General features: G+C 69.2%; 28 protein-coding genes, 1 tRNA gene and 1 pseudogene. 13 read left to right on the top strand and 17 right to left on the bottom strand.

Annotated features, from left to right (window positions below; all coding sequences use genetic code 11):
* Positions 1 to 45: 45 nt before the first annotated feature.
* The 5 genes from AB0F91_RS28700 to AB0F91_RS28680 form a co-directional block, all read right to left on the bottom strand.
* Positions 46 to 1,305: a GAF domain-containing protein gene (locus tag AB0F91_RS28700; protein ID WP_360602326.1), complete on the bottom strand. Its 1,260-nt coding sequence runs from the start codon at positions 1,303 to 1,305 to the stop codon at positions 46 to 48.
* Between the two features lie 198 nt (positions 1,306 to 1,503).
* Positions 1,504 to 2,646 (bottom strand): acetoin dehydrogenase dihydrolipoyllysine-residue acetyltransferase subunit, encoded by a 1,143-nt coding sequence (locus tag AB0F91_RS28695; RefSeq protein ID WP_360602324.1) that lies wholly within the window; start codon positions 2,644 to 2,646, stop codon positions 1,504 to 1,506.
* Complete coding sequence (locus AB0F91_RS28690; RefSeq protein ID WP_360602323.1) at positions 2,646 to 3,659, bottom strand: alpha-ketoacid dehydrogenase subunit beta; 1,014 nt, start codon at positions 3,657 to 3,659, stop codon at positions 2,646 to 2,648. Before AB0F91_RS28690 ends, AB0F91_RS28695 begins: the two co-directional genes overlap by 1 nt.
* Positions 3,660 to 3,672: 13 nt before the next feature.
* Entirely contained in the window at positions 3,673 to 4,629 is a 957-nt protein-coding gene (locus AB0F91_RS28685; RefSeq protein WP_360602321.1) for a thiamine pyrophosphate-dependent dehydrogenase E1 component subunit alpha, read from the bottom strand.
* Positions 4,626 to 5,663, bottom strand: a complete 1,038-nt coding sequence (locus AB0F91_RS28680; protein ID WP_360602319.1) for an NAD(+)/NADH kinase — start codon at positions 5,661 to 5,663, stop codon at positions 4,626 to 4,628. The genes AB0F91_RS28685 and AB0F91_RS28680 overlap by 4 nt, the downstream gene beginning before the upstream one ends.
* A 275-nt stretch (positions 5,664 to 5,938) precedes the next feature.
* On the opposite strand from AB0F91_RS28680, the pseudogene AB0F91_RS28675 reads away from it, so the two are divergent.
* Together AB0F91_RS28675 and AB0F91_RS28670 are read left to right on the top strand one after the other, a co-directional pair.
* Positions 5,939 to 6,217 (top strand): annotated as a pseudogene (locus AB0F91_RS28675) (LLM class flavin-dependent oxidoreductase); the annotation flags it as partial.
* Positions 6,218 to 6,302: 85 nt separating this feature from the next.
* Positions 6,303 to 6,767 (top strand): hypothetical protein, encoded by a 465-nt coding sequence (locus AB0F91_RS28670; protein ID WP_360602317.1) that lies wholly within the window; start codon positions 6,303 to 6,305, stop codon positions 6,765 to 6,767.
* 18 nt (positions 6,768 to 6,785) lie between these two features.
* Here AB0F91_RS28670 and AB0F91_RS28665 read toward each other — a convergent pair whose 3' ends face one another.
* The 4 genes from AB0F91_RS28665 to AB0F91_RS28650 form a co-directional block, all read right to left on the bottom strand.
* A complete protein-coding gene (locus AB0F91_RS28665; protein WP_360602315.1) occupies positions 6,786 to 7,007 on the bottom strand; it encodes a heavy-metal-associated domain-containing protein in 222 nt (73 codons plus the stop codon).
* Between the two features lie 222 nt (positions 7,008 to 7,229).
* Positions 7,230 to 7,433 carry a cold-shock protein gene (locus AB0F91_RS28660; RefSeq protein WP_360602313.1) on the bottom strand — a complete coding sequence of 68 codons (204 nt, stop codon included), beginning with the start codon at positions 7,431 to 7,433 and terminating at the stop codon, positions 7,230 to 7,232.
* A 226-nt stretch (positions 7,434 to 7,659) separates the two neighbouring features.
* Positions 7,660 to 7,890 carry a hypothetical protein gene (locus AB0F91_RS28655; RefSeq protein ID WP_220247900.1) on the bottom strand — a complete coding sequence of 77 codons (231 nt, stop codon included), beginning with the start codon at positions 7,888 to 7,890 and terminating at the stop codon, positions 7,660 to 7,662.
* Positions 7,891 to 8,167: 277 nt separating this feature from the next.
* Positions 8,168 to 9,829, bottom strand: coding sequence for a thiamine pyrophosphate-dependent enzyme (locus AB0F91_RS28650; protein ID WP_360602426.1), 1,662 nt, complete (start codon positions 9,827 to 9,829; stop codon positions 8,168 to 8,170).
* A gap of 116 nt (positions 9,830 to 9,945) precedes the next feature.
* On the opposite strand from AB0F91_RS28650, the gene AB0F91_RS28645 reads away from it, so the two are divergent.
* The 4 genes from AB0F91_RS28645 to AB0F91_RS28630 all read left to right on the top strand — a co-directional run bounded on the left by AB0F91_RS28645 (position 9,946) and on the right by AB0F91_RS28630 (position 13,775).
* Complete coding sequence (locus tag AB0F91_RS28645) at positions 9,946 to 11,226, top strand: hydroxyacid-oxoacid transhydrogenase (protein ID WP_360602311.1); 1,281 nt, start codon at positions 9,946 to 9,948, stop codon at positions 11,224 to 11,226.
* Positions 11,220 to 11,633, top strand: coding sequence for a thioesterase family protein (locus AB0F91_RS28640; RefSeq protein ID WP_360602309.1), 414 nt, complete (start codon positions 11,220 to 11,222; stop codon positions 11,631 to 11,633). The genes AB0F91_RS28645 and AB0F91_RS28640 overlap by 7 nt, the downstream gene beginning before the upstream one ends.
* An 87-nt stretch (positions 11,634 to 11,720) precedes the next feature.
* Complete coding sequence (locus AB0F91_RS28635; protein ID WP_360602307.1) at positions 11,721 to 12,344, top strand: isochorismatase family cysteine hydrolase; 624 nt, start codon at positions 11,721 to 11,723, stop codon at positions 12,342 to 12,344.
* Between the two features lie 216 nt (positions 12,345 to 12,560).
* Positions 12,561 to 13,775, top strand: a complete 1,215-nt coding sequence (locus AB0F91_RS28630; RefSeq protein ID WP_360602305.1) for a cytochrome P450 — start codon at positions 12,561 to 12,563, stop codon at positions 13,773 to 13,775.
* On the opposite strand, the gene AB0F91_RS28625 is transcribed toward AB0F91_RS28630, so the two are convergent.
* From AB0F91_RS28625 to AB0F91_RS28595, 7 genes are all read right to left on the bottom strand, one after another.
* Complete coding sequence (locus tag AB0F91_RS28625) at positions 13,776 to 15,026, bottom strand: cytochrome P450 (protein ID WP_360602303.1); 1,251 nt, start codon at positions 15,024 to 15,026, stop codon at positions 13,776 to 13,778.
* On the bottom strand, positions 15,023 to 15,553 hold the full coding sequence (locus AB0F91_RS28620) for an ATP/GTP-binding protein (RefSeq protein WP_360602424.1): 531 nt from the start codon (positions 15,551 to 15,553) through the stop codon (positions 15,023 to 15,025). The genes AB0F91_RS28625 and AB0F91_RS28620 overlap by 4 nt, the downstream gene beginning before the upstream one ends.
* Positions 15,554 to 15,605: 52 nt before the next feature.
* Entirely contained in the window at positions 15,606 to 15,965 is a 360-nt protein-coding gene (locus AB0F91_RS28615; protein WP_285970923.1) for a DUF742 domain-containing protein, read from the bottom strand.
* Positions 15,962 to 16,375 (bottom strand): roadblock/LC7 domain-containing protein, encoded by a 414-nt coding sequence (locus AB0F91_RS28610; protein ID WP_360602301.1) that lies wholly within the window; start codon positions 16,373 to 16,375, stop codon positions 15,962 to 15,964. Before AB0F91_RS28610 ends, AB0F91_RS28615 begins: the two co-directional genes overlap by 4 nt.
* Positions 16,376 to 16,442: 67 nt before the next feature.
* On the bottom strand, positions 16,443 to 17,894 hold the full coding sequence (locus AB0F91_RS28605) for an ATP-binding protein (RefSeq protein ID WP_360602299.1): 1,452 nt from the start codon (positions 17,892 to 17,894) through the stop codon (positions 16,443 to 16,445).
* Positions 17,895 to 18,655: 761 nt separating this feature from the next.
* Positions 18,656 to 19,021, bottom strand: coding sequence for a hypothetical protein (locus AB0F91_RS28600; RefSeq protein WP_360602297.1), 366 nt, complete (start codon positions 19,019 to 19,021; stop codon positions 18,656 to 18,658).
* A gap of 74 nt (positions 19,022 to 19,095) precedes the next feature.
* Entirely contained in the window at positions 19,096 to 19,815 is a 720-nt protein-coding gene (locus AB0F91_RS28595; RefSeq protein ID WP_360602295.1) for a LysR substrate-binding domain-containing protein, read from the bottom strand.
* Positions 19,816 to 19,852: 37 nt separating this feature from the next.
* On the opposite strand from AB0F91_RS28595, the gene AB0F91_RS28590 reads away from it, so the two are divergent.
* The 4 genes from AB0F91_RS28590 to AB0F91_RS28575 all read left to right on the top strand — a co-directional run bounded on the left by AB0F91_RS28590 (position 19,853) and on the right by AB0F91_RS28575 (position 21,905).
* Positions 19,853 to 20,224: a DUF5997 family protein gene (locus AB0F91_RS28590; RefSeq protein WP_360602293.1), complete on the top strand. Its 372-nt coding sequence runs from the start codon at positions 19,853 to 19,855 to the stop codon at positions 20,222 to 20,224.
* Between the two features lie 116 nt (positions 20,225 to 20,340).
* Positions 20,341 to 21,144, top strand: coding sequence for a metalloregulator ArsR/SmtB family transcription factor (locus AB0F91_RS28585; protein ID WP_360602292.1), 804 nt, complete (start codon positions 20,341 to 20,343; stop codon positions 21,142 to 21,144).
* Positions 21,141 to 21,728 (top strand): dihydrofolate reductase family protein, encoded by a 588-nt coding sequence (locus AB0F91_RS28580; protein WP_360602291.1) that lies wholly within the window; start codon positions 21,141 to 21,143, stop codon positions 21,726 to 21,728. Before AB0F91_RS28585 ends, AB0F91_RS28580 begins: the two co-directional genes overlap by 4 nt.
* Positions 21,729 to 21,829: 101 nt before the next feature.
* Positions 21,830 to 21,905 (top strand) — tRNA-Lys (locus AB0F91_RS28575).
* Positions 21,906 to 22,148: 243 nt separating this feature from the next.
* Here the strand turns inward: AB0F91_RS28575 and AB0F91_RS28570 are convergent.
* Positions 22,149 to 22,289: a contact-dependent growth inhibition system immunity protein gene (locus tag AB0F91_RS28570; RefSeq protein WP_360602289.1), complete on the bottom strand. Its 141-nt coding sequence runs from the start codon at positions 22,287 to 22,289 to the stop codon at positions 22,149 to 22,151.
* Between the two features lie 220 nt (positions 22,290 to 22,509).
* On the opposite strand from AB0F91_RS28570, the gene AB0F91_RS28565 reads away from it, so the two are divergent.
* Genes AB0F91_RS28565 through AB0F91_RS28555 form a run of 3 tightly spaced genes read left to right on the top strand, consistent with a single transcriptional unit; the run spans position 22,510 to position 23,957 of the window.
* Positions 22,510 to 22,656, top strand: coding sequence for a hypothetical protein (locus AB0F91_RS28565; protein ID WP_360602287.1), 147 nt, complete (start codon positions 22,510 to 22,512; stop codon positions 22,654 to 22,656).
* 33 nt (positions 22,657 to 22,689) lie between these two features.
* Entirely contained in the window at positions 22,690 to 23,106 is a 417-nt protein-coding gene (locus AB0F91_RS28560; RefSeq protein ID WP_360602285.1) for an MFS transporter, read from the top strand.
* Positions 23,103 to 23,957 (top strand): MFS transporter, encoded by an 855-nt coding sequence (locus tag AB0F91_RS28555; protein WP_360602283.1) that lies wholly within the window; start codon positions 23,103 to 23,105, stop codon positions 23,955 to 23,957. The genes AB0F91_RS28560 and AB0F91_RS28555 overlap by 4 nt, the downstream gene beginning before the upstream one ends.
* The last annotated feature ends 52 nt before the right edge of the window (positions 23,958 to 24,009 follow it).

The following is a 24,009-nucleotide window of genomic DNA, read 5'->3' as shown; positions in this document are numbered from 1 at the left end:
GTACGCGGGGCAACCCGCGCGTGCCACTGCTTCGCGCACCGAAACCTAGCCCGCGACGGCAGATCCGTCAGGTCCGTGCACGACGACTTGGAGATTGTCGGCGAACCGGTACGGGCACCCGACGATGATCCCGCCGACGATCCGCCGCAGCCGCGAGACCTCGGCGCGCACGGTCACCGTGCGCGTCGCGTCGCCGAACAACACGGACGACAACTGTGAAGCGCTGCAGCCGTTTCGGTGCGCGGCGAGGGCGGACAGGAGCTGTGCGTGGCGCGGGGAGACGTGGTGGGTCCATTCGGTCGCGGCGCCATGAACCGTGAGCGCCGGTTCGCCGGGGATCCGCAGGTCCAGGGAAACGCGGGTCGGTGGAGCAGCTTCGGAGTCGTCCCAGCGGATGAGCCAGCCGCCGGGAAGTGGTTCGACCAAGCAGTGGCCATGGGCGGGCAGCCACAGCGGACCGGGCCCCACGGACGCGGGCAGCGGGAGCCGACCGGCGGGGGCGAGGCCGGTCGCCGCGGCGATCCAGCCGTGCGGGTCGGTGACCAGCGCGCGGCCGGAAACCTTGGTCAGCAAAGGAACCGCGAGGCCACGCAGGCGTTCGAGGTCGGTCAGGTGCGTGGTGCGCAGCTGGGACTCGGCGAGGCGGCCGACGGCGTCGACGAGGGCGAGGGTGGTGGCGTGGACCGTCGGGGCGGGTCCGGAGAGGTCGACGACGCCGAGCAGCCGGCCGTCGCGGGGATCGTGCAGCGGAGCGGCGGCACAGGTCCAGTCGTGGTGGGCGCGGACGTAGTGCTCGGCGGAGTACACCTGCACCGGCCGCCGGGCCACGAGCGCCGTGCCGATGGCGTTGGTGCCGACGGCTTCCTCCTGCCAGTCGACGCCTTCCACGAACCCGAGCCGGTCGGCGCGGCGGCGGACCGGGACGGACCCGTCGCGCCAGAGGACGTGGCCGGCGGCGTCGACGATCACCATGATGTGCGCGGTCTGCTCGGCCAGACTGAGCAGGCCGCCGCGCAGCAACGGCAGCAGCGGGGCGAGGCCGCTTTCGCGGCGACGTTCTTCGAGCTCCGCGGCGTCGAGGACCGGCGAGGACGCACCGCGGTCCGGGTCGATGCCGAGGCGCCGCACGCGTGACCACGACTCGCTGATCACCGAGCGCGGCGCGCTGGGCAGCGCTTCGCCGGCGACGGCGGCTTCGTGGACCCGGGCGAGAGCGCGCGCGTGCCGCCGGGGGTCGACCCCGACCGGCAACGCTGCCTCGAGGTGCTGCTGGCCCAACCACCGCTCCTCGTCCGACTCCCCCATGTGGCGTTCGGTGCGCTCGACTCACCGAACGCCGCGTTGGGTGCTCTCAACGCACCCAACGCCACATTGGGGTGGTCCTCACCCGGCTTCCGGCGCCAGTGTGCCGGTGGTCGGGTCGTGATCGGAAGGGGCGGTGACTTCGCCGACAGAGTCGATCAAGGCCGCAACGGCGTCGGTCAAGCGGCGATCCCGGGTCGATCAAGGCCGTGACGATCTCTCGGTCGCTCCCCCGACAACCTCGACCACGGCTTCGACCACGGCCGAGGGTGTCTCCAAGTGGACCAGGTGGCCGGCGTTTTCGACGGAGTGGACGTCCGCGAGACCGGCGGCGTTTTCGGCCGGGAGCACCGCGTCTTCGCTGCCCCAGATCACGGTCACCGGGCCTTCGTACTGAGCCAGGAGCGGGGCGACGTGGAGGGCCGGCGTGTCGTCGTCTTCGAGTAGGGTGCCGAGGAGTTTCCCCAGGACGCGGTCTACGCCGTCGAGGCGTTTGTACTTGAGGAGGTCGTCGGCGAGGCGGCGGGTGACCAGGTCCGGGTCGGCGAAGAGGGCGCTGAGGTGGGGTTTCAGCTCTCTCCTCGACTTGGCGGTGGCGAAGCCGCGCAGGTAACCCGCGTTGATGCGGTCGCCGAAGCCGGCCGGGGCCACCAGCGTGAGCGAGGAGACCTTCGCGGGTTGCGCCGCGGCGGCGGCCACGATGACCGCGCCGCCGAGCGAGTGGCCGACGAGGTGTGCCTTGGTGACGTTGAGTGTTTCCAGGAAGCCGAGGACGGCGTTGGCGAGGGTGGTGAGCGAGCCGTCGCCGACGTCCTTGGTGGACTCGCCGTGACCGGGAAGGTCGAGGGCGTGGACGGTGCGGCCGTCTGCGAGCGGCTCCTGGACGAAGAGCCAGGAGTTCTTGTCGCCGCCGTAGCCGTGGACGAGGACGACAACCTCACCGCTCGAGCCGCCCTGCACACCGAGCGTGGCGTAGCTGAGGGTGCGGCCGTCGACCTCGACGGTGCCGGTGACCGGTCCCGCCGCCTCCTCGACCACGCCTTCGGCCAGCTCCCGCAACGCGGTTTCGGCGGCTTCGTCGACCTCGGCGTCGGCGACGGAGGCGGGCGCGACCAGGGCGATCGTGGCGCCGACGGGCACGTCCTCCCCCGCAGGCGCGATCACCCGGCGCAGCACGCCGGAGCCCGGGGACTCCAGCGTGCCGGTGATCTTGTCGGTGTCGATGTCGACCAGGTCGTCACCCTCGGTGAGGTCGTCGCCCTCGGCCGCGAGCCAGTCGGTGATGCGGCCCGTCTTCATCGACAGACCCCACTTGGGCATCGTGACACGCTGAATATCGGCCATCAGCGCGTCCAGCCCACCACGGCTTTCGCCGCGTTGACCACCTGCTGGGGGCCCGGGATGTAGAGGTCTTCGAGCGCGTCGGAGAAGGGCACGGGCGTGTGCGGCGGCGTGACCATCTCGATCGGCGCCCGCAGGGACGCGAACCCTTCACGGGCGACGAGCGCGGAGATGTCCGTCGCGAGGTTGCAGCGCGGAGAAGCCTCGTCGACGATCACGAGCCGGCCGGTGTTCTCGACGCTTTCGAGGATCGTTTCGGTGTCGAGCGGGCTGGTCGTGCGCGGGTCGATCACCTCGGCCTCGATGCCACTTTCGAACAGCTCGTGCGCGGCTTCCTCGGCGACCCCGACCATGCGGCCGATGGCGACGATGGTGACGTCGTCGCCATCGCGGACGACGTTGGCTTCACCGAAGGGAATGGTGTAGCTGTCTTCGGGAACTTCGCCGGTGGTGTCGTAGAGGGTCTTGTGCTCGCAGAAGATCACGGGGTCGTCGTCGCGAATGGACTGGATGAGCAGGCCCTTGGCCTCGTACGGGCTGGAGGGCACCACGACCTTGAGACCCGGGATGTGCGTGAAGATCGGGTACAGGCACTGGGAATGCTGGGCGGCGGCCCGCAGACCCGCGCCGTACATCGTGCGGATCACCACGGGCGTGCGCGCGTTGCCGCCGAACATGTAGCGGAACTTGGCCGCCTGGTTGAAGATCTGGTCGAAGCAGACGCCCATGAAGTCGATGAACATCAGCTCGGCCACGGGCCGCTGGCCGGCCGTCGCGGCGCCGATGGCCGCGCCGATGAAAGCCGACTCGGAGATCGGTGTGTCGAGCACCCGGCCGGGGAAGCGGTGGAAAAGTCCTTTGGTGACGCCGAGAACGCCGCCCCACGCGTCGTCGTCGCCGGGGCTTCCCGCGCCGCCGGCGTTGTCCTCGCCCATCACGATCACCGACTCGTCGCGCTGCATCTCCTGCGCGAGGGCCTCGTTGATCGCTTCGCGGTAGCTGATCGTGCGTGCCATGCTCGCGCTCCCTTCAGTACGAGACGTAGACGTCGGTCTCCAGGTCGGCTCGGGTGGGTTTGGGTGCGGCTTTGGCTTCCGCCACGGCTTCTCCGACGAGTTTCGCGACTTCGGTGTCGACCTCGTCGAGGTTTTCCTCGGACAGCTCGCCGCTTTCGACCACACGCGTGCGGAAGCGCCTGAGGCAGTCGAGGTTTTCGCGGGCGTGCGCGACCTCGTCGGCGCGGTAGCTCTGCTGGTCGCCTTCGAAGTGGCCGAAGTAGCGCGTGAACTTGACCTCCAGCAGCGTGGGGCCGCCACCGTTGCGGGCGCGGTCGATGGCCTCGCCGGCGGCTTCGGTGACAGCGAAGAAGTCGTAACCGTCGACGATCACGCCCGGCATGCCGAAGCCGGCCGCGCGGTCGGCGATGTTGTCCGAGGCCACGGACCAGGTGCTGGAGGTGGCTTCGGCGTAGCCGTTGTTCTCGGCGACGAAGAGCGCGGGCAGGTTCCAGACGGACGCGAGGTTGAGGGCTTCGAGCGTGGTGCCCTGGTTGCTGGCACCGTCGCCGAAGAAGGCGACACCGACGCCACCGGTCCCCTGCTGCTTCGCGGCGAGCGCGGTACCGCAGATGAGTGGCGGGCCGCCGCCGACGATGCCGTTGGCGCCGAGCATGCCCTTCGACAGGTCGGCGATGTGCATCGAGCCGCCCTTGCCATGGCAAGATCCCGTGGTGCGGCCGTAGATTTCAGCCATCATGGCCTTCACGTCCACGCCCTTGGCGATGCAGTGGCCGTGGCCGCGGTGAGTGCTGGCGATGGTGTCGCGGCGGTCCAGGTGGCGGCAGACGCCGGTGGCCGAGGCCTCCTCGCCGGCGTAGAGGTGGACGAAACCCGGGATGTCACCGGTGGCGAACTCCTCGTGCACGCGTTCTTCGAACGCGCGGATCGTGCGCATGGTGCGATAGGCCTCCAGCAAGGTTTCCGTCATCGTCGACGCTCCTTCTTCGGTTCGTTCGCGGACGTGGTGCGCAACAACCCCCGTCTGGCCGCTTCGGCCATCACCGCGCGGACGTCGACGCACCACGGCCCGTCGGACCGGAGCTCGACGTACGCGCTCTCCCCTGGCTTCAGTTCAAGCTCACGCTCTCCGTCGACGGCGATCACGCCACCGCCGGCGGCGAGGTCCACGCGCATGCCCTGCTGGAGCACGCCCCAGCCGCGCACGCCGACGGCTTTCACCAGGCCAGGGGCGATGGGCGCGTGAACCACGTGCGGGGTGACGCCGACGGGTCCGAGCTTGAGAGCGACGCCGTCGGCGCTGGACCGCGGGCTCGGACAGAGCTGGCCCGCGATGCTGGACAGGCCGATGCCGTCGGGCTCGGCGAAGGTGCAGTAGAGCTCGGTGAGCGACGCGGGATCCCACAGCGCCTTCGCGCCGACGTGCTTGCTCAGGGTCACGGCGACGTCCACCAGGGCGATCTCGCGCCGCGCCTTGGTGACGACCTCGAGCTTGCTGACGCGGTGGGTGACGAGGTCGGGGTCGATCTGACCGCTCGCGATGAAGCCGGCGGCGAGACCCGCGACGGTGGCTTCGCGCATCTGCGGGAAGGCGTTGTTGGTTCCGGTCGACAGCGCGAGCAACGGCACCTCACCGCACGCCTTCGCGGCGACCCGGGCCGTGCCGTCGCCGCCGAGGCAGACGATCACGCCGGCCCCCGCTTCGACCATGCGGCGGACGGCGTTGATCGTGTCCTGCGCGGTGCCCGTGAGCGGGTCTTTGTCGCAGAACTCGACGCCCGGCAGCGGATGGCGCCCGAGCTGCCGGACCACGGCCGCGGAAATGCCACCGAGGTCGGTGGAAACGAGCGTTCTCCCCACGCCCGTGATGGCCAGCGAGGCCAGCACGCGCTGGACCATGTTGGCCTTCTCGGCCGTCGGGAACACGGACGCCTGCGCCACCAGCCGCCGGATGTCCCGCCCCGACGCCGGGTTGGCGACGATGCCCGCCACACCTGGGCCCACCACAGATCTCCTTGTCCTGCTTGTGCCGGTTCAGCAGACCGTGTGAAGCCGCATAGGGGAAGGGTTGCGGAGGGTTGCAGCTCGATTGCTCACCCGGACGGCCCAGTCATGCGGCCGGGGGAATCCACGCCCACGACCGGATGAAGGGGCATACCCGTGCGGCACGACGTGCGCCGATCCAGCCGACGCGCACCGGGAAAGAGATCATGTCAGACCGGCGGGTAAGTCTTTTTCCCAGAAAGCGGTGAGCATGAAGGGCGGTATCGGAATTCCCGATCAGGTGCGCGGCGTCCGCCCCGCAGGTCATCCCCGAGTGGGCGGCGCAAGCCGAGCAGGCGGGCTTCTCGACGCTCGGCACCGTCGGCCGGATCGCCTACCCCGGCGTGATGGACACGGTGGCACTGGCCGCGGCCGCCGGCGCGACCAAGTCGATCGGGCTGATGTGCGGGGTGATGCTGGCGACGGTGTGGCCGGCTCCCCTGCTCGCGAAGGAACTCGCCGCCATCGACGGCGTTTCCGGTGGCCGGCTGGCCGTCGGGATCGGGATCGGGATCCGCCCCGACGACTTCGTCACCGACGGTCTCGGTCCCAAGGGGCTCGGGGCCCGCATCGACCGTGACCTCGAGACGTACCCGTTCGATGTGGACGGGGCAGCCCGTCGGCGGCGGCAACAACCCTGGCGTGCCGGCCGGGACGCACGAGGTGCCGATGCTCTTCGGCGGCATGGCGCCGGCGTCGTTCACGCGCATGGCCAAGTGGGGCCAGGGCGACATCGCCGGCTCGCTCCCGGCGCAGTTCGTGGCGGACCACTTCGAGCAGGCCCGCGCCGCGTGGAAGGACTCCGGCCGCGCCGGTCAGCCCCACCCGGTGGCGCTCGCCTACTTCGCCCTCGGCGACCCCGACCAGGGCCGGGCGAACGTCGGTGACTACTACGCCGGCGCGGGTGAATTCACCGACCTCGTGATGTCCGGCGTGTGCGGGACGCCCGAGATGCTGAAGTCGACCATCACGTCGTTCGCCGACCTCGGCTTGGACGAGCTCATCTTCAACCCGGGCACCGACGACGTGGACGACATCAAGCGGCTCGCGGACGCCGTGCTCTGATCCACCGGTTCTGATCCGCTAGACGAGCGCCGCGGTGCCTTCGTAGGTGTAGCCCGCTTCTTCGACGGCACCGCGGACGGCGTCCTCGGTGAGCACTTCGGCGCTGCGCACGACGACGCGGCCGGTTTCGACGTCGACCTCGACACTTTCGACGCCCGGAAGTTCGGTGATTTCCTCGGTGACCGACTGTGCACAGTGGCCGCAGGACATCCCGGAGACGGTGTAGCCGTTCTCGATCATGGCGCGCAGCCTACGAGGTCCACGCCGGACACGATCGGGCGATCGCAGGCTGGCCTGAAAGCACGGGAGTCGTTGTCCACCAAAGGAAACCAGATCGTGGGGCAGTCTGCGACTGGGCAGACGACAGCAGCGAAATACGACCGCGTTGACAACGACAGCGTTGCCAGACGAAAAGGGCCGCCACCCGTAGCGCGGGTGACGGCCCCTTCTCGAAGGTCTAGGTCAGATGACGTTGACCGACGTGGCCTGCGGGCCCTTCTGGCCCTGGCCGATCTCGAACTCCACGCGAGCGTTCTCTTCGAGGCTCTTGAAGCCGCTACCCTGGATCTCGCTGTAGTGAACGAAGACGTCGCCGCCACCGTTGTCGGGGGTGATGAAGCCGAACCCCTTCTCGGAGTTGAACCACTTCACAGTGCCCTGAGTCATTAAAATATCTCCATACATAACACCAAACGGGAAGCCACATCAGCATCCCGAGTCAAACCCGGGCGGTTTGCTTCCTCGAGTGAGGAGACACTACGCCCGCTGAAATCTGCGAGCGTGACTCACAAAAATCGAGACCATCTAAAGTAAAGCACAGCTCGTGGCACGTGGACAACCCGAGTCACCCGGGCTCACCCTCGTGGACAGGGGCGAGCCGGGCCGGGATGAGCTATTCGCCACTCGCCGGACGCAGACCGCCCCCGAACGGCGAACGCCAGCCGGCGTCCTGGTCGCCGACCACGACGGCCACGTCGTGGGCCTCCGCGACGGCGCTGAACAGCACCGGCACGACACCCGAGGTCTCGCGGACCTGCTCCGTCGCCGTGCGCGCCCCGGCGGCGCGCGCCGCGGCGGTGCGGGCAGACGAACCACGCGAAACCGTGGTCTTTTCGTCGGCCATGGTGAAACTCCCCTCGTTCCCACCCGCCTCTCAGCGGGCGATGCCGTGATGATGTCATCCGGCACCGACAGAAACCGGCTGTTCCCGTCCGGACCAGACCACTGAATCGGTAACCCTCACGCCACGGACGCTGATCCGTGCGCGCGGCGCGCCCCGTTGTGACTCTGCCGGATCCCGGTTCTCCCGCGAACCCCTGGGAACACCGTCAGGCTACCGGAGCCACCCCCCTGCGGCCACTGAACTTTCCCGGCGTTTCCTGTTGTGCGCCGGAGGAAAATCACTGCCCGGGTGATTGCGGGCGAACCGCGCTCAGCAAGGTGCTCAGGCGGACGTCGGGCGTTACGACGTCCGGGTCCGTCCTCACATCGATCACACACGGACGCTGGCGTACCAACGCACTCGCGACGATCGCCTCGAGCTCTTCGCGATCGTCCACCGTGTACCCGGCCGCGCCGAGCCCACGGGCCCACGACGCGAAGTCCGTGAGCGGGATGGTCACGCCCGAGAGCCGTCCGTGCGCGCGGGCCTGGTGCATGGCCAATGCCCCGTGGACACCGTTCTGAAACACGACCACCATCACAGGCGCGCGGTAGCGGACGGCGGTCTCGATCTCCTGACCCGTCATGAGGGTGCCGGCGTCGCCGACCATCGCGACGACGGCGCGGCGCGGTTCGGCGAGCTTGGCCGCGATGGCGGCGGGCACGGCGTAGCCCATGGCCGCGTTGCTCGGGCCGAGCTGGCTGCGCGGCGCGGTGAAGCACCAGTAGCGGTGCATGAACTGCGCGAAGTTGCCCGCGTCACTCGTCACGATCGTGTCCTCGGGCGCGAGCTTGCGCAGGGCGCGGATCACGTCGACGGGGTGCACGCGCGTGTTGCCGCTCGTGTCGGGCGGCGTCATGAACGTGTGCACGGCGGCGTTGGCGGCCGACGCGCGGCGCGTGCGCGGGGTCGCGATCGAGCGCAGCTCGCGCAGGAACGGCTCCACCTCGGAGTCGACGCGGAAGGTGAGGCCTCGGCGGCGCTGCTCGTCGATACCGGTGCCGACCAGCACGAGCGTCTGCTGCGGCGTCGGGTAGCGGTAACCCTGAGTGGTCACTTCGTCGAGCTGGGTGCCGAGGGCGAGCACGAGGTCGGCGCGTTCGAGGGCGTCGAGCTGGCGCGCGGGGATGCCGAGACCGAGGTGGCCGGCGTAGCGCGCGTGCGTCTCGGGGAAGGCGTCCTGGCGGCGGAAGGCGTTGTACACGGGCAGGGCGAGCTCGTCGGCGACGGCGATCAATTCGTCACGCGCTGAACGCGCGCGACCGCCGACGATGACCACCGGGTAGCGGGCCTCGTCGACGAGCCCGGCGACGGCTTCGGCCGAACGGCCCAGCGTGCCGGTGACCGGCGGGCGCACCTTGGCCGCCGGTTTGGCCGAGTCGTACGGCACTCCCCACGCGTCGCTGGGCACGCCGAGCACGACCGGCCCCGGACGGCCTTCGCGACAGCGTGTGAGCGCTTCAGCGAGCAGGCCCGGCACCGCGTCGGGGTCTTCGGCGCGCACGCACCACTTCGCGATCGACTCGAACATCGCCGTGAGGTCGGAGGTCGGCAGCTCGCCGGTGCTCGTGCGGTCCAGCGCCGGCGTCTCGAGGAGGACGACCATCGGGGTCTCGTCCTGGTAGGCCGTCTGCACGCCGATGGCGAGGTTCGCGGCACCCGGGCCGCGGCTCGCGAGCAGCACGGCGGGGCGCTCGGTGAGCTTGCCCTCGGCTTCGGCCATGAACGCGGCGCCCGAATCGTGGCGCGCGGAGACGAGAGTCACTTCGCGCTCGCGCTGCAGCGCGTCGAGCAGCTCAAGGAATGCTTCGCCGACGACCGCGTACACCCGGCGGACCTGGGCCTCGGTCAGGATGCGCACGGCCGTCTGGGCGACGGTCGCTCCTACTTGGTATCTAATGAGTAGAGCTTAGGGCGGCACGGTTCACCGCAGTCAAGTGATCTTCGGGGAATGACCGCGAAAATGGGACGAATGTCCGCTTTGACCGCCCGCTGGCAGGAAGCGAGGACCGGGCTGTGACGTCCACCGAGCATGAAACCGTTTTCACCTATGGCGCGCCCGCGTTGAAGTACGGCACGGGATCCAGTGACGAGATCGGTTACGACCTCACGCAGTACGGCGTTCGCCGGGTACTCGTGGTCACGGATCCGACCGTCGCCGAGACGGGGTGGCCGGCGCGGATCGCCTCGCGGATCGAGTCGTACGGGATCGCGACGGAGGTCTTCGACGGCGTCCACGTGGAGCCGACTGACGTGAGCATGCAGAAGGCCGTGGACTTCGCACGCGGGAGCGGGCCGTACGACGCGTTCGTGGCCGTGGGCGGCGGGTCGAGCATCGACACGGCGAAGGCGGCGAACCTGCTGACGTCCAATGAGGGCTCGTTGATGGACTACGTCAACGCGCCGGTGGGCGGCGGGCGGGCGCCGTCGAACCCGTTGAAGCCGCTCGTGGCCGTGCCGACCACGACGGGCACCGGGTCGGAGAGTACGACGGTGTGTGTGCTCGATGTGTTGTCGCTGCGGGTGAAGAGCGGGATCAGCCACCTGCGGCTGCGGCCGACGCTGGCGGTCGTGGACCCGCGGCTGACGGTGACGCAGCCGGCCGGGGTGACGGCCGCGTCCGGGATGGACATCCTCTGCCACGCGGCGGAGAGCTACACCGCGAAGCCGTACACGTCGTTCGACCGGAAGAAGCCCGAGCAGCGGGTGCCGTACTGCGGGTCGAACCCGTTGGCGGACATGTTCGCGGAGAAGTCGTTGTCGTTGCTGTCGTGGGCGTTGCCCAGGGCGGTGCGCGATGGTGCGGACCTGGAGGCGCGCGAGGCGATGGCCCTGGCCGCGACGTTCGCGGGGCTGGGGTTCGGCAACGCCGGGGTGCACATCCCGCACGCCAACGCGTACCCGATCGCGGGGCAGGTGCGGGAGTTCCACCCGGACGGTTACCCGGGCGACGAGGCGATGGTGCCGCACGGGATGGCGGTGTCGCTGACGGCGCCGGAGGCGTTTCGGTTCACCTTCTCCGCCGCGCCGGAGCGGCACCTGCGGGTGGCGCGGTTGCTGGCGCCGGACTTCGAGTGGGCCGGGGACTTCCAGGACCACCTGCCGGCGGTGCTGGTGAACCTGATGCGGGAGATCGGGATACCCGCCGGCATCGGCGCGGTGGGGTACTTGGAGTCCGATGTGGACTCCTTGGTCTCCGGCACGGTGAAGCAGCAGCGGTTGCTGGCGACGGCACCGCGGGAGGCCTCCGAAGACGATTTGGCCGGGATCCTGCGCGCCTCGGTGCAGCTGTGGTGAGTTATCCGTTCTGGCAGACAGTTCCGTTGCGGTGGAAGGACAACGACGTCTACGGCCACGTGAACAACGTGGTGCACTACTCGTTGATGGACACGGTGATCAACACGTGGCTGATCGATCGCGGCGGGCTGGACATCGAGGCCGGCGAAGTGATCGGGCTGTGCGTGGAGTCGCGGTGCCAGTACCACGCTTCGGTGTCGTTCCCGGGATCGTTGCGGGTCGGGCTGCGGGTGGCGCACCTGGGGCGGTCGAGCGTGCGGTACGAGATCGGGATGTACACCGCCGCCGAGGTGCTGGTGGCGGAGGGGCAGTTCGTGCACGTGTTCGTGGACCGGGAGTCGCGGCGGCCGGTCGAGGTGGCGGGGAAGCTGCGGGAAGCGCTGGCAGAGCTGGTCACGGCCGGTTGACTTTCAGCCAGTGGAAACCTTCCTGGTGGGGGCGTGGCCCGGCCGGTAGGTTCCGGCTCCCGGAGTGGCTCGACCGAGGTGGCGACTGTGCGATTCGACGAGGAAAAGCTGAACCCCGCCAAGGCGGCCGTCGTGGTGGTGGACGTCCAGAACGACTACTGCCATCCCGACGGCGCGTGTGCCCGGCGTGGCGAGGACGTGAGCGCGGCCAAGGAAATGGTCCCCCGACTGCAGCTGCTGCTGGCCGGCGCGCGAGCGCACGGCGTGCCGGTCGTGTTCGTGCAGACGGCGCACGAGAAGGCGACCGACTCGGCGGCGTTGACCGCGCGGTCCGGCGGCCGTTCGGGCGTGGTGTGCCGGGCGGGGACGTGGGGCGCGGAGCCGTTCGAGGTGGCGCCGCTGCCAGGGGAAACCGTCGTGCTGAAGCACCGGTACAGCGGATTCGTGAACACCCGGCTGGATTCGGTGCTGCGCACGTTGAGGGCCGAGACGCTGGTGATGGCCGGTGTCAGCACGAACGTGTGCGTGGAATCGACCGCGCGACACGGTTACATGCTCGATTACCACATCGCGTTCATGGGCGACTGCTGCGCGGCTTTCACGCAAGCCGAGCACGACGCAGCGCTGATGAACATCGACAAATACTTCGGCGCGGTGATGGACGCCGATCAGCTGCTCGGCACGTGGGATTCGATCGCGCCGAGGGGCTGAGGGCGTTTGAGCCGGCAGGTCCCGAGCAGGTAATCCCACTGACCGGAAAACTCTAGCGAGTGACGCGCGGACTCCGATCACTACGCGCCGACATCGACCGGGGTTCGGCCGGTGATCCACCTGGAGCAGTGGTCTGCTCCAATGGCCTGAATTTTCGGCGCACCCGCAACGTCCGTCGATAACGTGGTTGCTCCACCGCCAGAGCGAGGGAGCTCCATGACCACGGCACGTCACGCGCCGGACATCCTTTCCGCCGAATTCGCAGCCGACCCGTATTCCGCGTACGAAATCATGTTGGAAGACGAGCCCATCGTCTGGCATGAAGGTATGCAGAGCTACATCGTTTCCCGCTACGAGGACGTCGCCAGAGCGTTTCGGGAGCCGGTCTTCACCACGGACAACTACAGCTGGCAGCTGGAACCCGCGCACGGGCGCACGATCCTGCAGATGAGCGGGCGCGAGCACTCGATCCGCCGGGCCCTGGTGGTGCCGGCGTTCCGCGGCAACGAGCTGGAGCAGAAGTTCCGGCCCGTGATCGAGCGGAACTCCCGTCAGCTCATCGATGGCTTCCGCGGCCGCGGCGAAGCCGACCTGGTGCAGGACTACGCGCGCCACTTCCCGATCAACGTGATCGTGGACATGCTTGGTCTGGACCAGAGCGACCACGAGCGGTTCCAGCGCTGGTACACCGCGATCATCGGGTTCCTCGGCAACCTCAGCCAAGACCCCGACGTGGCCGCGGCCGGCGTGCGCACGCGCGAGGAGCTGGCGGAGTACCTGATCCCGATCATCCGCGCCCGCCGCGAAAACCTTGGCGACGACCTGCTTTCCACGCTGTGCTCGGCCGAGGTCGACGGCACGCGGATGAGCGACGAAGACATCAAGGCGTTCTGCAGCCTGCTGCTCGCCGCCGGTGGGGAGACCACCGACAAGGCGATCGCCAGCGTGTTCAAGAACCTGCTGGAAAACCCGGCTCAGCTCGAAGCCGTGCAGGCCGACCACGGGCTGATCCCGAAGGCGTTCGCGGAGACGCTGCGCTACACCCCGCCCGTGCACATGATCATGCGCCAGCCCGCCGAGGCCATCGAGATCGCGGGCGAGCCCGTGCCGGCCGGCAGCACCGTGACCTGCCTGATCGGTGCGGCCAACCGGGACCCGCGGCGGTTCGAGAACCCGAACGAGTTCGACATCTTCCGAAGGGACCTGCCGACGGAGACCGCGTTCTCCGCGGCCGCGAACCACCTGTCGTTCGCGCTGGGCCGGCACTTCTGCGTCGGCGCGCTGCTGGCGAAGACGGAGATCGAGGTCGGGGTGGCACAGCTGCTCGAAGCGATGCCGAACGTGCGACTCGCCGACAACGCGGACACCCACGAAGCGGGGGTGTTCACGCGCGGGCCTTCGGCGTTGCCGGTTCGGTTCAGCCCCAACTGATCAGCCCCAGCCGGCGGCGTGGCTCGCGACGTAGGTCGGCGTGAACCTGACGGGCAGCGACTCCAGCCCGCGCATCCACATCGACCGCTGCCACTTGAGCGACTCGTCCGGCACCGACAGCGACAGGTCGGGCAGCCGGTCGAGCAGCACCTCGACGGTTGTGCGGGCGATGACCTCCGCGACCTCGGGTGCGGGGTGCGGGCAGCCGTGTTCGCCGTGGCCGAACGACATGTGCGCGTGGTTCCCGACGGCGCCGCCGGCGAGGTCGGGACGCACGTGCGGGTCGGCGTTCGCGGCGGCGAGACCAAGCACGAGCAGGTCGCCGGTGCGGATGCGGCGGCCGCCGAGCTGCGTGTCACGCGTGGCGAAGCGGCCGATGAAGTTCTGGGTGGGCGTGTCGTGCCAGAGGACCTCGTTGAGGGCCTCGCCGACACTGCCGCGCCCGCCCGAGAGCGTCATCGCGAAGCGGTCGTCGGTGAGCATCAAGCGGATGGTGTTACCGATCCAGTTGGCCGTCGGCTGCTGCGCGGCGGCCGTGACCACCAGCAGGTCCTGCACGATCTCGGCGTCGGTGAGGCCCGCGGGGTTCTGGGCCATGTGCGAGGGAACGTCGTGGCCGGGCTGCCGGTGCTTGAGCGCCAGCAGCCGGCCCATGGTCTCCTGCACGCGGCCGTACGCCGGGATCGCGTCGGGGCCGACGTCGAGGGAGATCGCGACGTCGCGCACCAGCGCCGGGGTCTCGGCCTCGGGCATGCCATACATCTTCGCGATGGCCAGCAAGGGGATCTGCATCGCGAACTGCGTGATGAGGTCGGCCTCACCGGTGCCGGCGAACGTGTCGATCAGCCGGTCGGCGATCTGCTCGCAGTGCGCGCGCAGGTCGAACTGGTCCACTGAGGACAGTGCGTCGCCGATCGCGCCGGCGCGGCGGCGATGCTCCAGGGCCTCGGTGAACATCACCGACGGGTTGTGCGCCACGTAGGGCAGCAGCGGCCAGTCGGCCGGCACGTTCTCCCACTGGTTCCAGCGGCGCGTGTCACGGGCGAACAGCTGGGAGTCGCTGGCGACCTGGTGCACCTCGCGGTAACCGCAGACCAGCCACGCGGGGACGTCGCCGTCGAGCAGCACTGGCGCGACACCACCGTATTCCTGGCGGATCCGGCCGTAGAGAGTGGCCGGATCTTCCTGGAACTGCGCGCCGTAGAGCTTGACGAAGTCCTCGGTGGACACTTCAGGCCGGTGGTCGGTCACGGCTGGTTCTCCCGGGCGGTGGACAACGAGTAGAGGTGGTCGACGAGCGAGATCAGCACCTGCTTGGACGAGTCGCGGCGGCGCGCGTCGCAGTCGATCAGGGGCACTTCGGGCGAGAGGTCGAGCGCGTCGCGGACCTGCCCGAGATCGTGGGCCGGCGGCTCGAAGTTGTTGCGCGCCACGATGAACGGCGTGCCGTGGTGTTCCAGCCGGTCGATCGCGTACCACGAGTCGGCCAGGCGCCGGGTGTCCACGAGGACCACCGCGCCGAGCGTGCCGGAGAACAGCCGGTCCCACAGGAACCAGAAGCGCTCCTGGCCGGGGGCGCCGAACAAGTACAGCACCATGCGCTCGTCGAGGCTGATGCGGCCGAAGTCGAACGCGACCGTGGTCGTGGTCTTGCCCTGCAGGCCCTGGTCGATGCCGACACCGGCCTGCGTCATCGTCTCCTCGGTGCTCAGCGGCCGGATCTCGCTGACCGACCGGACCATCGTGGTCTTGCCGACGCCGAAGCCCCCGACGATCACGATCTTCAGCCCGTCGGCGGCAGTGGCGGCCAGCGGGGCGCGAGGGGTGCGTTCAGAGATTGCGGAGTCCAACGAGCACCTTCTTGAGGAATTCGGAGTCGGGGATGGACGCGCGCTGCAGCGCCGAAGAGGGGTGGCGGGCCGAAACCTTGCCGCTGTCGAGCAGATCCGTGACCAGGATCTTCACGACGCTCACCGGCAGCGAGAGCTCCGAGGAGAGCTCGACGACCGAGGTCGGGTGCAGGGTGATCCGCAGGATGCGCACGTGCTCGGACTGCATCCCGGCTGACGGCGCCGACTCGGCGACGATGATCGTGACGAGGTCGAGCTCGAGGTCTTCCGTGCGGCTGCGCCCGCCGGTGAGCGTGTAGAGGCGGTCGGGGTCCTCTTCCTCGACAGCGCGGCGGATCATGCCGTCGGACCGGCCTGCGCGTAGCGCGGAGCCGCGGTCAGGAACGAGCCGATCTGCTCGACCAGCTCGTCCATGTTGTGGCCGATCAGGCCGACGTCGGCGTCTTCGGCGGCGATCACCGCGAGGTGCGCGCCGATGCCGGCTTCGACGATGAACAGGATGCCGCCGTGGAACTCGGTCATCGAGTTGCGGATGCCGCCGCTGCCGTCACCGAATTCGGCCGACGCGCCGTGCGAGAGCGCCTGAACGCCGGCGGCGATCGCGGCCAGCTGGTCGGCCTTGTCGATGGTGAGGCCGGCGGTGTGGCAGAGCTTGAGGCCGTCCTTCGACAGCACCAGCGCGTGGACAGCTCCCGGCGTGTTGCCGACGAGGTTCTCCAGGAGCCATTCGAGGTTCGAGTTCTGGGTCATCGAGGTTCCGGGGGCGGAAAACGCGCGCCCCCTCACTCCAATCTGGGGGTTCCGGTGCGGCAGGGGCTCAGTCGTTGTCATCGGCGTCCGCCTGCGACTCGGCCGGACTGGTGGCGACCCTGCGCGTGCGGCTCTGCTGGAAGGCCCCGAACCGCGCGCCGCTGTCGCCGTGGCTGCGGTTGGTCGGCCGCGGGCCGGGGCTCGGCGCCGGCTGGCGCGACGCGGCGAGCGTCTGCCCGCGCGGGCGTTTCGGCAGGCCGCCCGACTCGCTGGGCACGGGTTCCAGCGTGCCGCGGGTCGACGCACGTTCCTCGGCGCGCACAGCGCTGACCAGCGCCTCGCCGCGCGGCTGGGCGTCCGGGAGAGGGTCGGAGAACGGGTCGGTGCGCGGCTGCGTGATCAGGTGGTTGGGGATGCGCAGGACCACGCCCGTGCCGCCGCGCGAGGACGGGCGGAAGAACACGTGCAGCTGGTGCTTGCGGGCGAGCTGGCCGACAACGGCGAGGCCCAGGCGGGTGCCGGAGATCGTGGTGAGGTCGAGCTTTTCGTTCTGCGCCACGGCGATCTCGGCTCGCATGAGCGCCTGCGGTTTCATGCCGAGGCCGCCGTCTTCGATGGTGATCACGGCGCCGTTGTGGAGGTCTTCGACGTAGACGTGGACCTCTTCGGAGGGCGCGGAGAACTTGGTGGCGTTGTCCATCAGCTCGGCCAGCGCGTGCATCACGTCTTCGGCGGCGTACCCGGCGATGGCGCTGCCGCTGGTGGAGTGGATGCGGACCCGGGTGTACGCGCCGATGCGGCCCATGGCGCCGCGCAGGATGCTCTCCATGCGGATCGGCTTCGCCCAGCGGCGGCCCGAGCGCGCGCCCGTGAGCACCGCGATCGAGTCGGCGAGGCGGCCGGCCTGGGCGGTGCTGTGGTCCACCTTGAGGACTTCGCCGAGCATGTCCTCGGGGCAGTGGTTCTCCATCTCGCGCAGGTCGGCGAGGATGCTGGTGGACAGCGCCTGCACCCGGCCGGCCGCGTTCGCGCACGCGGCCGTGGCGGCGGCGCGGCGGCGTTCGCCCTGGGCGACCTCGTCGATGAACAGGCGCATGATCCGGTTCTGGAACGGGTCTTCCGGCAGCTGCGTGGAGTTGTAGATGTCGGCGGCGCTCGTGCCGTCGCGCAGGCGGTTGACCACGGCCGGCAGGGTCTGATCGACCATCATGGAGAGCTCGAGGTTCACGGCCACCATCTGCCGCGCCTCGACTTGCGCCCGGTGCTCCGCGTCGCGAGCACGCTCCTCGGCCTCGGCCAGCGCCGACGACCCGCGCGTGGCGAGGTAGACGGCGACGACGAGGGCGACCCAGGTGACAGCCGCGACGACCGCGACGAGCACCCGGCTCTGTTCGGGCACCTCCAACGTCACCCACGCCCACAGCGCACCGGCGACGACCGCCGTCACCGGGACCGCGACCGCGGCCGGGACGGCGCGCCCGCGCTGCTGCGCGTGGCGGGCGGGCAGTTGTTCCGACATGGCTTCAAGTCCTCGCGTCCGGTTGGTGGCAGGCCGTGCGCCGGGTTGGTGGTCTCGCTCGTTGTTCTGGCTCGTTGTTCGGGCTCTTCGCTGGTTCGCGGCTTTCGGCAAAAGCGCGGTTTTCGCTTCCCGCCGATGGTGCCGCGCCCCCATGCCTGGATGACGGGACCCGGATATTAGCGCCATCACATCCAGGCTGCGAGCACCAGTGCCCTGGCGGGGTGCTAATAGGGCCTCGTGGCAGGGGTTTGACGAGGAATTTTCGACCGGTCGCCACTCTTCGCGTTGCCGGATGTGACGCTGCGTGTGATCAAGGCGCACCGCGGGACCTTTGGCGCGGCCCGGGTGTTGCGCGTGGCAATTCGCCCAAACAGAGCAGCGCGTTCACCGGCTGGTCCCTACGAGGCCCCGCGGCGGGGTGACGGATTGTTTGACGCGGTCACTCGACAGGGAGGGAATTGTTCTGTTTTGGCGGTCGCAATTATGAATTCTGGTCGGTGAGCGGGAAATGCGTCCGGTGGCGGTGAACGTGGTGGAGTGCCGGGCCGTTGTCGGCCCCGTTCTCTACACCATCACGCCCGCGTGCTGAGCCCAGGCAACGCCGGAGTGGCGAGGGTGAGATTGCGCCGCGGCGGTCGCGGTTTCCGTCGCGGGAGAAGGAAGACGACGGCGGTTCCGGCGAACAAGCTGGGAAGGGGAGCGAGCACCGCGCGCAGGCAGAATGGGACGCGCGACCACCGCGGCCAGGCCAACCACCGCGATCACGGCGGTGCCCGGCCGCGGCTCGCGCGTATCGGCAGCGAAGGCCGCACCTTGGCAATTTCCTGGTCGCACCACTGGGTCTGGTCGCTCCGGCGCTGGTCATCCTGGCCACCCGCGTCCGCACCGCCCGGACGGCCGTCCTGGTCCTCTCGCCGTACGCCAGCGGCGGCAGCTTCCTGCCGAACAGAGATCTGCGCGAACTCGCGTGGACGCCCTGGCAGCACGTCATCGGCGACTCTTACCTCCTGCTCGCCCTCGGCTTCCTCACGTGGCTGCTGGTCGTCACGCAACCCGGCCGCGGTCCGCCTCGAAGAACCGGCGCTCGCCGCCCGCTGAGCTCGGGTAACGACGTTTTCGTTGATCACCTGTACTGCCGCAGCGGGTTGGCCGTTCGGCTGGGGGTTGTGGCGTGAGCTCCGGCCGAATGGCGCAGGTGGGGTCAGCCGCGGCGGCGGGGTTTGCCGCGCTTGGGGGGATGCTGGGGCTTCTTGGTTTTGGCTTGGGCCTTCGGTTGGGCCTTGGCCTTGGCTTTCGGCTTCGGTTCCGGTGCCTTGCCGCGGGTGCTGTTGACGGTGCGGCCGCGGACGATGCCGATGAACTGTTCCATCAGGTCCGTGGTCTCGTCCTCGAGCCAGGACAGCGCGACCTGCGATTCCGGGACGTCGGTGAGGGGCCGGTAGGTGAGGTCGCGGCGGTGGTGCAGCCGGGCGAGCGACTGCGGAACCACGAGCAGCCCGACACCGACGGCAACGAGCTCGATCGCGTCGGCGGTGGTGTCCGGCCGGTGTTCGGCGAGTTTGCCGGGCGGGTGGGGCCAGTCGAGGGTGTCATCGTGGGGGTGGAGGAAGACCTCGTCGACGAGGTCTTGGAGTGTGACCTCGTCGGCGGCCGCGACGACGTGGTCCTTCGGCACGACGACCACCGTGGTCTCGATGTACAGCGGGATCGCGTGCAGCCCGGTGCGGTCGATGGGCAGGCGCAGGAGCGCGGCGTCGACTTCGCGGCTGTGGATCTTCTCGGTCGCTGTTGGCGGCTCGACGGGTTCCAGGATCAGCGGAACCTTGGGCAGGCGCTCCTGCCAGGTGCGGACCCACTTGCCGGGCGTCACGCCCGGGACGTAGCCGAGCGTGAACGAGGGCGGTGCGTCCGGGCCGGTCACGCAGGCCAGGTTACCGACGGTGGTTACCCTGGGCCCCATGACCTCGCGCAAGACCCCTCAGACGATGAAGCCCGCCACGGCCGCGAAGAAGCTCGGCGTGTACCTGGAGGCGACTCCCTCGTCGTTCCAGGAGGGCGCCGTGTCGCGCGATGAGCTCAACGCCTTGCAGACCGACCCGCCCGAATGGCTCCGCGACCTGCGGCGCAACGGCCCTCACCCGCGTCCGGTGGTGGCGGCGAAGCTGGGGATCTCCATCGGTGGCCTGTCGCGCGCGGGGCTGGCCGAACCGCTGACGACGGCGCAGATCGAGGAGATCAAGGCGGCGGGGCCGGAGTGGCTGGAGCGGGAGCGGGCTACGCACGCTGAGGTGCGTCGGGAAGCTGCGCGGGTGAAGGGGTCGGACGGCTGATCCTGGGCCCGTCGCGGGCTCCCGCCGGTTGATTTTCTCTGGTGAACAAGCAGGTCAGAGGTCTTTCCTCGTATATTCCTTGACAAGAATATTCTTGTAGCGGAATACTTCCCTGCATGAACGAGATCGCAGCGGCGTTGGGTGACGGGGCGCGGTGGCGCATCGTCGAGCTGCTGGCGGGGCGGCCGAGGACCGTGGGGGAGCTTGCGGAGCTCACGGGGCTGCGTCAGCCGCAGACGACGAAGCACCTGCAGGCGCTCGCGAAGGTCGGGGTGGTGTCCGTGACGCCGCTCGGGCAAAGGCGGGTGTACGCGATCGACGCCGTTCCGTTGAGGGCGTTCGCGGATCGGCTGGAGATCATCCTCGACAAGGTCGAGGCGCACGCCGGCGAGCGGGACGTGCTCGAGCGGTACCGGGCGGCCGTCGAGACCGAGACGGCGGCCGCGGACCGGGAGCGATGGGCGGACGGGCGGGAGTTCTCGTTCGAGCGCCTGGTGCCCGCGCCGCCGGACGTGGTGTGGCGGTACTGGGTCGAGCCGGAGAAGCTGGCCGACTGGTGGGCGCCGCCGGCGTTCTCGGTGGTGGAGGTCGTGCTCGACCCGCACCCGCACGGCGAGGCGGTGGTCGAGTTCCGCGACGCCGAGGCCAGCTACCGGTCCGAGGGCCACGTGCAGGCAGCCACCGAGAACGAGCGACTCGTGTTCGACCTGGCCGTGCTGGGCGAAGCGTCGTTCACGACCGAGTACGACCTGGAGCTGGACGAAGTCGCCGAAGGCACCCACCTGCGGCTCGGACTGCGCATCACCGACACGACCGTCGAGGCGGCGCCGCACATCGCCGGCATCGCGACCGGCTGGGGCCAGGTCCTCGACAACCTCTTGAACACCATCAAGATCGACACCTTGGGAGCACAGAAATGACCCGCACGGTTTCCGCCAACATCAGCATCACCCTCGACGGCCGCTACAACGGCCCCGGCGGCCCCGGCGACCTCGCCGCGATCGTCCCGTACGCCACGACGGAGGTCGCCCGCGGCCACCTCGCCCGCCTGCACGACGGCGCCACCACAGCCGTCCTCGGCCGCCTCAGTGCCGAAGGCTTCCTGGGCTTCTGGCCGACCGTCATCGACAACGAGGACGCCGACCCCCGCGACCGCGGCTACGCGAAGTGGCTGGTGGACACAGAAAAAGTCGTCCTGTCGAGCACGCTCACCGAGGCACCGTGGCCCCACGCGCGCATCGCTAACGCCCCCGCAGCCGACGTCATCACCGAGCTCAAGGCCAGAGGCGACGGCGACATCCTGGTCAACAACAGCACCACCGTGATCAAGGCACTCCTGAAAGCCGACCTCCTGGACCGCCTCTACCTCATGATCACCCCCGAAATCGCGGGCGGCGGCGAGCGCCTCTTCGACGACGGCCTGCCCGCCACGAAGTGGAAGCTGTCCCTGCACGAAACCGGCGACCTCGGCGAGATGGCGATGGTCTACGACCGGGTCCGGTGAGGCCCTGTCCATTGTGGAATCCCCGACCCCGCCGGCGGGGTGACGAGGATCAAGGCCCACCCTGCTGGCGAGACGGCGGGCGCCCGCTAAACTGAGCGCGCGGGCCGCTAGCTCAGTTGGTAGAGCAGGAGACTTTTAATCTTCGGGTCCAGGGTTCGAGCCCCTGGCGGCCCACCACTTTCCGCAGGTCAAACCCCTTAAATCGGGATTGATGATCACTTCGGAAGCCCGCGGAATGCCGGGGGGACCGACTCAGCGCCCCCGCGAGCCGGCAGTGTCACCTGGTGTGGAACGCGTCGATCTGCCGCCCGACGGTGTCGTGTGGTGCGTCCTGGTCGCCGAGGGCCTCGACTGCTCCGATCACCCCTAACGCGCGGTGACGTTGGTCGGCGTGCTGCTGCCAGTACGCCGGCGGGACTTTCAGAACCGCTGCGAGCGGTCACCGGGATACAAGTCGCCTTCGGCCAGTGGATTCTGCTCGAGGCGAGTCAGCGCAACGGGGACCAGCACATCGATGTTCTCCTGCTGGAGCAGCAGCACGCGGAGGTCTTCTGCGTCCATGGCACCCACCCGTTTGTTGCGTAGCTCGTAAACCGTCCTGATCAGTCGCGTCGGCCGGCGAGTCGCCCCAGCGGCGGCCTTCGATGCTCAAGGGTGAGCGATTCGTCAACGTCGGAACAGGATCCCATGGGCTCGTCGTCGGCGAAGGCCAGTGGATACGCTCCGAGCTGGACCTCCGTCCTCTGCGGAAAAGCGTCAGCTTGTCCTCGACTGCGGTTCCGTGGCACACGTTGCCAACAAAGGATACGTTGTTTCTGAGGTTTTCGAAGAGCGGATGGTCGAGCTGATTGACGAATCCACCTGCGAAATCTACGGCATGCGGGTGGCCGGTCCCGCGGCCAGAAAAGCCGCTGATGGTCAACCCTGACAACGGCAATGCCCGGCTCGGTAAGATCATTCGGTGGCGAACGGGGCAAAACGGAAAATGGGCGGCCTTCTCCGGCAGCACGATTTCCGGCATTTTTGGCTGGCCGACGCGATCAGCCAAGTCGGCACCAGGGTGAGCGGCACGGCGATCTCGCTGCTGGTCGTGATCACCCTCCACGCCTCGACGTTCGAGATTTCCGTGTTGCGCACGCTGCAGACGTTGGCGTACCTGCTCGTCGGGCTGCAGGCGGGGGCGTGGTGCGACCGGGTGCGGAAGCGGCCTGTGCTGGTGGGTGCCGATCTCGGGCGGGCGGTGGCGCTGGGGTCGATCCCGGTCGCCGCTGTGTTCGGGGCGCTGACGATCTGGCAGGTGTACGCGGCGGTCTTCGTCGCGGGGGTGTTGACGGTGTTCTTCGATGTGGCCCACCAGTCGTTCTGCCGAGGCTGGTGACGAAAGCCGATCTGATCGAAGGAAACGCGAAGCTGAAGTTCAGCACGTCCGCGGCCGCGTTGGTGGGGCCCGGGTTGGGTGGGCTGCTGGTGCAGTGGCTGGCGGCGCCGGTCGCCGTGCTGGTCGACGCGGTCAGTTACCTGTGGTCGGCGGCGTGGCTGAGGACGGTGCGGGTGCCAGAGGTCGTCGCGCCCGAGCAGCGCGAAGCGACGCTGCGCGCGCAGATCCGGGAGGGGCTGCGGCTGGTGCTGCGCCACTCGGTGTTGCGGGCGATCGCACTGAACAACATGGTGTCGGCGTTGTTCTCGAGCGCCTACCTGGCGATTTCGACGCTGTTCCTGGTGCGCGTGATCGGGTTGTCCGCCGGGGCGGTGGGGCTGCTGGGCAGCCTCGGTCTGGTGGGGGCGTTGCTGGGGTCGGTGTTGGCCAGGCGGTTGAGCAGGAAGGTCGGCGCCGCCCGGCTTCTTGTGACGGTCGCGGTGGTGGAGGGCCTGGCGTACCTGCTGGTCCCGCTGACCGGGCCAGGGTGGCAGCTGGCGTGGTACGTGGCGGCGGGCCTGTTCACGAGCACGTGCGTGATCATCGTGATCGTCGTGCAGGTCAGCTTCCAGCAGACGCTGTGCCCCGATCATCTGCTGGGCCGCATGAACGCGACGATGAACTTCCTCTACTGGGGCGCCGCGCCGGTCGGCAGCCTGTTCGCCGGCGTGCTCGCGACCGGCATCGGGTTGCGCCCGATGCTGTGGGTGGCGGGTGGCGGGATGCTGCTCGCCGCGGTGCCGCTCCTCGCGTCGCCGCTGCGGAGGATGGTCGACCTGCCCGCAGGCGAGGACGAGCGCGTGAGCCGGTGAGTGGTCGTCGACACGCCCGCCATCCGGCAGAACCTGGTGTGCGCACCGCCAT

This window comes from Amycolatopsis sp. NPDC023774 (assembly GCF_040639695.1).
Taxonomy (GTDB): domain Bacteria; phylum Actinomycetota; class Actinomycetes; order Mycobacteriales; family Pseudonocardiaceae; genus Amycolatopsis.
Note: the sequence above shows the minus strand (reverse complement) of the source record. Positions and strands in the feature narration are given on the sequence as shown.

Coding starts and splice junctions, on each gene's coding strand:
- AB0F91_RS28610 (WP_360602301.1), bottom strand. CDS start 16,375: ATGACCCAGAACTCGAACCTCGAATGGCTCCTGGAGAACCTCGTCGGC.
- AB0F91_RS28690 (WP_360602323.1), bottom strand. CDS start 3,659: ATGGCACGCACGATCAGCTACCGCGAAGCGATCAACGAGGCCCTCGCG.
- AB0F91_RS28585 (WP_360602292.1), top strand. CDS start 20,341: ATGAACGAGATCGCAGCGGCGTTGGGTGACGGGGCGCGGTGGCGCATC.
- AB0F91_RS28655 (WP_220247900.1), bottom strand. CDS start 7,890: ATGGCCGACGAAAAGACCACGGTTTCGCGTGGTTCGTCTGCCCGCACC.
- AB0F91_RS28665 (WP_360602315.1), bottom strand. CDS start 7,007: ATGATCGAGAACGGCTACACCGTCTCCGGGATGTCCTGCGGCCACTGT.
- AB0F91_RS28685 (WP_360602321.1), bottom strand. CDS start 4,629: ATGACGGAAACCTTGCTGGAGGCCTATCGCACCATGCGCACGATCCGC.
- AB0F91_RS28570 (WP_360602289.1), bottom strand. CDS start 22,289: ATGGACGCAGAAGACCTCCGCGTGCTGCTGCTCCAGCAGGAGAACATC.
- AB0F91_RS28660 (WP_360602313.1), bottom strand. CDS start 7,433: ATGACTCAGGGCACTGTGAAGTGGTTCAACTCCGAGAAGGGGTTCGGC.
- AB0F91_RS28590 (WP_360602293.1), top strand. CDS start 19,853: ATGACCTCGCGCAAGACCCCTCAGACGATGAAGCCCGCCACGGCCGCG.
- AB0F91_RS28630 (WP_360602305.1), top strand. CDS start 12,561: ATGACCACGGCACGTCACGCGCCGGACATCCTTTCCGCCGAATTCGCA.
- AB0F91_RS28605 (WP_360602299.1), bottom strand. CDS start 17,894: ATGTCGGAACAACTGCCCGCCCGCCACGCGCAGCAGCGCGGGCGCGCC.
- AB0F91_RS28695 (WP_360602324.1), bottom strand. CDS start 2,646: ATGGCCGATATTCAGCGTGTCACGATGCCCAAGTGGGGTCTGTCGATG.
- AB0F91_RS28615 (WP_285970923.1), bottom strand. CDS start 15,965: ATGATCCGCCGCGCTGTCGAGGAAGAGGACCCCGACCGCCTCTACACG.
- AB0F91_RS28580 (WP_360602291.1), top strand. CDS start 21,141: ATGACCCGCACGGTTTCCGCCAACATCAGCATCACCCTCGACGGCCGC.
- AB0F91_RS28700 (WP_360602326.1), bottom strand. CDS start 1,305: ATGGGGGAGTCGGACGAGGAGCGGTGGTTGGGCCAGCAGCACCTCGAG.
- AB0F91_RS28670 (WP_360602317.1), top strand. CDS start 6,303: ATGTGGACGGGGCAGCCCGTCGGCGGCGGCAACAACCCTGGCGTGCCG.